General features: G+C 67.0%; 7 protein-coding genes and 1 pseudogene. 3 read left to right on the top strand and 5 right to left on the bottom strand.

Annotated elements, in window-relative coordinates:
• Both BLR02_RS27620 and BLR02_RS27625 read left to right on the top strand, forming a co-directional pair.
• Positions 1-365, top strand: a 365-nt coding sequence (locus BLR02_RS27620; RefSeq protein WP_143018373.1) for a transposase, incomplete at its 5' end; no start/stop codon positions are given.
• 349 nt (positions 366-714) lie between these two features.
• On the top strand, positions 715-996 hold the full coding sequence (locus tag BLR02_RS27625; protein WP_090665425.1) for a hypothetical protein: 282 nt from the start codon (positions 715-717) through the stop codon (positions 994-996).
• Positions 997-1024: 28 nt separating this feature from the next.
• On the opposite strand, the gene BLR02_RS27630 is transcribed toward BLR02_RS27625, so the two are convergent.
• Positions 1025-1252, bottom strand: a complete 228-nt coding sequence (locus tag BLR02_RS27630) for a hypothetical protein (RefSeq protein ID WP_090665426.1) — start codon at positions 1250-1252, stop codon at positions 1025-1027.
• 632 nt (positions 1253-1884) lie between these two features.
• On the opposite strand from BLR02_RS27630, the gene BLR02_RS29910 reads away from it, so the two are divergent.
• Entirely contained in the window at positions 1885-2043 is a 159-nt protein-coding gene (locus tag BLR02_RS29910; protein ID WP_176849877.1) for a hypothetical protein, read from the top strand.
• A 918-nt stretch (positions 2044-2961) separates the two neighbouring features.
• Here BLR02_RS29910 and BLR02_RS27640 read toward each other — a convergent pair.
• The 4 genes and pseudogenes from BLR02_RS27640 to BLR02_RS30720 form a co-directional block, all read right to left on the bottom strand.
• Complete coding sequence (locus tag BLR02_RS27640) at positions 2962-3276, bottom strand: hypothetical protein (RefSeq protein ID WP_090665428.1); 315 nt, start codon at positions 3274-3276, stop codon at positions 2962-2964.
• Positions 3277-3530: 254 nt separating this feature from the next.
• On the bottom strand, positions 3531-5636 hold the full coding sequence (locus BLR02_RS27645; protein ID WP_090665429.1) for a recombinase family protein: 2106 nt from the start codon (positions 5634-5636) through the stop codon (positions 3531-3533).
• A 207-nt stretch (positions 5637-5843) separates the two neighbouring features.
• Positions 5844-6227 (bottom strand): annotated as a pseudogene (locus BLR02_RS27650) (IS630 family transposase); the annotation flags it as partial.
• Positions 6191-6484 (bottom strand): helix-turn-helix domain-containing protein, encoded by a 294-nt coding sequence (locus BLR02_RS30720; protein WP_281201430.1) that lies wholly within the window; start codon positions 6482-6484, stop codon positions 6191-6193. The pseudogene BLR02_RS27650 and the gene BLR02_RS30720, both read right to left, overlap by 37 nt.
• Positions 6485-6559: the final 75 nt, after the last annotated feature.

Below are 6559 nucleotides of genomic sequence, written 5' to 3' on the forward strand. Positions count from 1 at the left end.
CGGCCGACATCCAGGACGCCGATGGTCTCCCGGACCTGCTGAAGCGCGTGAAGCCCCTCTATAATTGGCTCCGGATCGTATTCGCGGACAGCATCTACAACCGGCTCGCCGCCTTGCTCGCCTGCTTCCTGGCCGGTCTGATGCTGGTCATCGTTCGCCGCATCGCAGGCACAATCGGCTTCGCAGTGCAGCCGCGGCGTTGGGTGGTGGAGAGGTCGCTTGGTTGGCTTGGGCGATGGAGGCGCCTATCGAAGGACTACGAGGCGCTACCGCAGATCTCGGAAGTCATGATCACCCTGGCCATGATCCGCCTCATGCTCCACCGCCTCGCCCACCCGAGCCGCAGACGTCTACCCGCGCCCTGACTTTCAAAACGGGTAGTTAGCGGCGGCAGCCTCTGCCGTGGCAGTGGTCATAGAGTGACGGTTTTTCTGCACAGCCAGTCCTCACACCATAGCAATGAGCAGGTATGTACACGCCGGGTATTCGCCATAGAGTAGAAATTTTTGCAGTAAACAAGATCTTGAGGTTGTTGGCTGGACGATCAGCGCTCGATACCGTGGCTGCGGAGCAACGGCTGTGAGAGATGGCTGCACCCTGTTGCGGCTTCGCCATGCTGTCGCTGCGCCACCTATCTGAACATCGACCTACAGTGCCGTTCGGGCTTGTAAGCGGGGCTTATCGCATGTGATCGGCTTAACTCAGGAGGTCGCCATGCCAGCCAAGAAGCTCTCTCGTCAGCAGCGCCAGCGCCAAGCCGACCCCGTGACCCATGCCGCCATGGCCGCCGCTGCGGCGGAGGGAAAAGCCCGGTTCGGCACGCGGATAAGCGCCGTAACGGGGGAGATCCGACCGCTGCTAGCCGCGCGCCGAGCTGGCCCCCTGCCGTCGGCCGACGAGGTTCGGCTGATGGCGCTTCATGCGGAATTCAATCAACTCGCCGTTGAGGAGAAGCATTTCGTCGAGGCCGCACTTGCCGAGCGTCTTGGGCCATGAGACGGCAGCGAAATGGCCGATACATAGGTCAGCCGCCCGGATTGCCGCCGCTGGGGCGGCCCAGCAGCAACAGCCCCATCATCTCGAAATCTTCGAAGGTCAGTTGGCCGGCCTCGAAGGCTTGGCGGGCGGCGTTCTCGATCTCGATGCCCCGCGCCTGCGCCGCCACCTTCAGCTTGAGGTAGATGCCGGTCAGGCGGTCTAGCTCGGCATCGAATGTCGCCTTGTCGGGGTAGGTCCTGCCGGGCTCGCTCATGCCCTGAGCCTACCACGCGGCCAGAACCACCCAGGAAGCCCGTCTACGCCCCTCCGCCGTCCTGGGGCATGTCGTGCACCCCTACCGCCCCTGACGGCGCCCTGCGCGGCCGTGGAGACGGAGGGAGGGCGCTACCGAGTTCGCGCGGGACCCGCTGGGACCGATGCGGCGGCCTTCGCCTGGCAGCAGGGAGCCGACGCGGAGGGGAGGCAGGCGGGCTTAGACGGGGGGGAGGCGCCCTTTCTCCCCCCTGTTTTTCAGCGTGGATTGAGGGGCGGGTTGAGGGGCGGGTTGAGAGGGGGATTGAGGGGCGGGTTGAGGGGCGGCGTAAGGGGCCTGATCCGGTAACCCATCGCCGGGTCCAGCAGGTTACTGAGAGGCTCGGGCGCCGGAGCGTCGGGCGTCCGCGACGGCGGATTGAGAGGCGGGGGCGGGATGGGGACCGGCGCTTGGACTTGCTGGGTTTGGAGAGCATCTTCGAGCCAACCGGCATTCGTAGTGGTAGATGCAGCAACCACAGCCACCGCGCACGACGCATAGACAAGACCGCGCATCGATCATCCTCCTGTCCTGGCGGAGAATGGTAAATTACATTGCCACCCAACAACCAGCCGCCTGCGAAACCGAAGATCTTGCCCGAGGAGCGCCAGCGCCGAACCGACGACTGGTTGACCATGATCCGGTTGAAGATGGCGATCGGCCGCGAACTGGAATACCAGGGCATCACCAAGCCTGCCGAGATTGGCGCCGCGCTTGGGATGCCGCCGGCCGAGGCGACCTTTCGACTGTAGTTAGCGGCCTCTTTGAAGGCCGGCGGCCCTGCGCGCATAGCGAATGCGCTTGCGGGCCGTCTTCCGGCTGCGTTTAGGTCTGAGACGCACGGCAAATCCCCCCTAGTGAACCAGGGGTGAACGGCGCCGAGCAGCGAAAGTTAGCGCGTCATCCGCATCGTCCGCGTTGGCGCATGTTCCCGGTCTCTCGACCGCTGCTGCGGCGTGGCTGGCCGCTCCATGCCCTTCGCCGCTTGGGCTAGCCGCATCCCCCATTTCACCGCTCGAGCTGGCTTGCCGTGCCGGGCGTCATTCCTGGCAAAGATGCTGACGGCATCGGATAGGGGCATCCCTTCGCGCACTCGCCGCCCGTAGGTCTGCACCAGCCGCTCGGCATCGGGCGCCAGCTGCGGCAGCAGGGCGCGGCCTAGCCGGTCATCCGCAGCCGCTGCCCGACTGCCTGGGCGAGGGCGCCGCTGTTCTCCCGCACCCTATCGAGTGTCTGGACGATGGCTAGCCTGAGCCGTTCGGCCTTCTCTGTGAGGCTATTTCTGGCCGCCGTCATCGCCTGCCGAGGCACTAGGCCGCCTTCTCCCGCGACAGTGCTGCCTCGCAGACCCGGCAGCGCCATGGCGTCGCATCCCCGCCAGGATCGGCATAACGGGCACCGCACTGCGGGCAGACGATCACCAGCACTGGCTTTGGCTTCGCCTGGCGCACCCCTCACCTCACCTTCGGCACGGCCCGCATGTATTTCGGCAGCCGGCGCTCATCGAGCCAGAGGTCGACCAGCGGGGTGATGATGCCCACCGAGCCGAAGCCCTGGCCGCCATGACGAGGCCGGTTGCCATCTCGGGGTCACGGCACAGTCTCGTTGCTGCTGATGTCCAGCCGCAGCAGGTCCGACAGGATGGTGGCCTCGGGCGTCTCGGCCATAGCCTAGCCCTTTCCCAGCACGTGGCCGGCGGCCAGTATGACGACGAATACGAGGCCCATGCTAACCCCGATGATGATTCCCACGCTGATCAGCAACTGCCAAGCGGTGGGCACCCGCGAAACCTGATCCTGCACCTCCCCCACCTGCACCCTCAGGTCGCCAACGTTCTGTTCCATGCCGATTAGGCGCATCTCCACCGCGCGTAGCCGGCTATCAATGCGGTCCAGAACCTGCCGGATCTCCGGCGGTAGGGGGGCCGCAGTCTGCTCCGGTTCGGGGCGAGCAGCAGGCGGAAGTGGATCGGGGAAGAGGGCCATGCCGCAGCATAGGGGCTCAGCCTCCCTCCGGCGCCAGAGCGTGAGGACCTAATACTAAGCTGCTTATGGATTGACCTGTCGCGCCCATTCGAAGTCTGTCAGCGACTGGATGCGACCGGCCTCGGCGATGAGCTTGTTCCACGCCTCACAGCAGGCATCGACGATGGCGCGCGTACCGCTGAACAGGCGACCTGAGAGGTAGCGGTCCCGCAGGTACTGCCAGACCTTCTCGACTGCATTTCCATGCTGCCTCTCTATGCTGGGTTCTTGGTGCGGTCCGGGCTTGGCATTGCGGCCCGGAGTTGGGCGAGTTCAGCCCCTGTCATCGTCACCAGCCAGATGCGTTGGCCTCCGTGGGCGGCCAACTGCCCGCGCAGGCGGCCCACGCGCAGCCAGTGGTAGGCGGTGTGGCGGTGGATGCCGAGGCGTTCGGCTGCCTCATGGAGCGTCCACTCGGCGTCCGGCTGGCGCGGCACGGTCCCGCTCCAGATCGGCCGCCTGCCGGTCATGCCGTGGCGGAACATCAGGCGCTGGATCATCCCGGCCTCAAACGCCGCCCGTTTGGGTGGATGCCAGCCGGCGGCGTTGAGCCGGTCGGCAATGACGGCGGCCGAGCAACCCTGCCGACGCAGGTCACGGATGGTGGCCAGGATCTGGTCGAACCCGCGCAGTTGCTCGAACCGCCGTACGGAGCGAACAACGGCATGGCGGGTCCGCACGCCACCGGCCCACTCGCACTCGACTTCGAGGTGCTCACTGGCCCCTTCCAGGCGGATGACAGCCCGCTCGAGGACGAGCCGGGCAATGGCCTGGCGGTCCTGCTGTGTCGTTGTTGCGGCACGCCAGAGCGCTGGTATGTCCTCTGCGAGTTGCCGGATGACAGCAAGTTCCGCCGCCTCCAGCCGGGGCGGCTCACGCGCCAGTTCGCGGGCTTGTTCGGCTTGTAGCGCCTCCTCTGCCGCGAGTGCGCCCTCCCAGTCTCGCTCAAGGGTGCGCGCCACCAGCCGCAGGTCGGGATCGACCGCCTCATAGCGCCGGCGTGCCAGCGCGGTCTCGTAGCGCGCCCGCTCCAGCCGCTCGGCCCAGTGCTGTCGCCGCGCGGCACGCTCGAGTTCGACATCTTCCGCCAGTTGCAGGCTCACCTCGACGGCGGATGGCGTCAGTGCGGCGAGGATCAGCTGGCCCACCGCGTGGTCCACTGGCGCCGCGCTCACCGATTGGCAACGCGGCCCGGCAAAGGTCACTGCCTCTTGGCAGCAGCTGTAGCGGGCCTCGCGGCCGTTGTTGTGGTAGCCGAGCGTCATCCGCCGGCCGCATCGGCCGCAATGGACAAGGCCGCCCAGCAGGGCATGGCCACCCTGCGGGACGCCTTCGTGCTTGGCTCGGTTCGCCCTCATCTGCTCCTGGTTGCGGGTGTAGGTCTCCCAATCAATGTAGGCCGGCCAGCAGTCCCGGCGCAGCACCGCCCAGCCCTCGGGCGCCCGGATGAACCGCCGCCCGCTATGCGGCCTCCCGGGCAGCATGGCGCGACGCTCCATCCGTCGACGACCATAGACATAGGCGCCTGCGTAGGCCGGGTGGCGCAGCATGTCGGCTACCGTCGCCTGGTTCGGGCGGTTCCACCTCACCTCACCCTTGCATGGGCCAGAGCGCAAGCGGTCGGGCAAGCCAATGTCGTGGTCGACGAGATAGGTCAGCACGCCGCGGACCGACCGGCGCCGCTCAAAAACATCGAACACGAGCCGGATCACCGAGCGGACCCCCTCGTCCGGGTCGAGCGCCACCTCGCCGGAGGGACGTTGCACGTAGCCGCGTGGCAGGCCCATGACGAGCTCGCCGCGAGCCGCCTTGGCACGGCGCCCCTCGAGCATGCGGCCCTTGAGGATGTGCAACTCGGCCTCGCTCATCGTGCCCTTGAGGCCGAGCAGCAGGCGATCGTTGTAACCGCTCGGGCCGTAGAGGCCGTCCGCGTCTGCGATGAGCGTGTCGAACAGTGCGCAGATCTCGAGCAGCTGATGCCAGTCGCGGCACGAGCGCGCCAGGCGCGACACCTCGATACCGAGGATGAGGCCGACATGGCCAAGCCCCACCTCGGCGACGAGACGCTGAAACCCGGGCCTGTCCAGCGCCGATGCCGCTGAACGACCGAGGTCGTCATCGATGACGACAATCTGACCCGGCTGCCAGCCGAGTGCTTGAGCGTGGTCGGCCAGCGCATACTGCAGGCGCGTTGACTCACCGTGCTGCTGGACCTGACGGAGCGTCGACTGGCGGACATAGACAACCGCCTGCCGCTGCCGGTGGCGAGGCTGGATCTTGTCGGACGCAAGGAACGCGGCACTCGGCAGGGTCGGGCTCATTGGCCGCCTCCGCGGCATTGGTGGGAACCGCAAGACGCTGGCGAATGAGCTTGCCGATCAACACGACCAGCCGGCGCTGCCGCTCCCGCGGCAGATCCTTCCAGCCGATCGCCTCCCGCCTCGGATCGCTCATGGCAAAGCGCCACCCACCGAGCCAGCGCACGCAGGGCCTCCAGGCCAAGCCGCGGCGCTACAAGAACCTCACATTCAGCGGTCCCGTGTCCAGACTTTCTCGATGGCGTTCAGCTCGGGCGAGTAGGGCGGCAGGTGGACCAGGCTGATGGTCGGCGGCACGCGCAGCTCTTTGGCGATGTGCCATCCGGCGTTGTCGATCAGCATCACCGCATGGGTGCCGGCTGGCAGCTGCGCGGCGACCTCCTCCAGCAGCAGGGTCATGGCCGTGACCGAGACATGGGTCAGCACGATCGCCGCGCCGGTATCGCGTGCCGGACAGACCGCGCCAAGGATGTAGGCCGAGCGGTAGCGCTGGTCCTTCACCATCCGCGGCCGCATGCCACGCTGGAACCAGCGGCGGACCATCCGTCCCTTCTGGCCTACCCTGGCCTCATCCTGGAACCAGACCTCAATCCGCCCGGCTTCGGGGTGGTCGGCGGCGACCTGCGCGAGGGCTTCCGCGAAGCCCCCTTTTTGAACCGCTCCTGGGCGGCGCGGTCGGTCTCAGCATGCTGCGGCCGCGGCGTCTGCCAGGACAAATCGAGGCTGCGCATCAGCTTGCCCATCCCACCCTCGCTGTAGGTCACGCCAAAGCGCTCCCGGACAATCCGACAAAGGTCGATCAGCCGCCAGGTCGAGACGCCGTCCGCCTCCGGATCTGGCCCCTGCAGCACGATCGCCTTCAGCGTCGCCTGCTGCCCCTCCGTCAGCCGGCAGGGCCGACCGTCGCCCCAGTGGTCCGACAGCCC

Source organism: Belnapia rosea (assembly GCF_900101615.1).
GTDB classification, from domain to species: domain Bacteria; phylum Pseudomonadota; class Alphaproteobacteria; order Acetobacterales; family Acetobacteraceae; genus Belnapia; species Belnapia rosea.

What these genes read in the sequence shown, in the direction of transcription:
- BLR02_RS27645 (WP_090665429.1), bottom strand. Translation starts at nt 5,636, where the DNA reads ATGAGCCCGACCCTGCCGAGTGCCGCGTTCCTTGCGTCCGACAAGATC.
- BLR02_RS27640 (WP_090665428.1), bottom strand. Translation starts at nt 3,276, where the DNA reads ATGGCCCTCTTCCCCGATCCACTTCCGCCTGCTGCTCGCCCCGAACCG.
- BLR02_RS27630 (WP_090665426.1), bottom strand. Translation starts at nt 1,252, where the DNA reads ATGAGCGAGCCCGGCAGGACCTACCCCGACAAGGCGACATTCGATGCC.
- BLR02_RS27625 (WP_090665425.1), top strand. Translation starts at nt 715, where the DNA reads ATGCCAGCCAAGAAGCTCTCTCGTCAGCAGCGCCAGCGCCAAGCCGAC.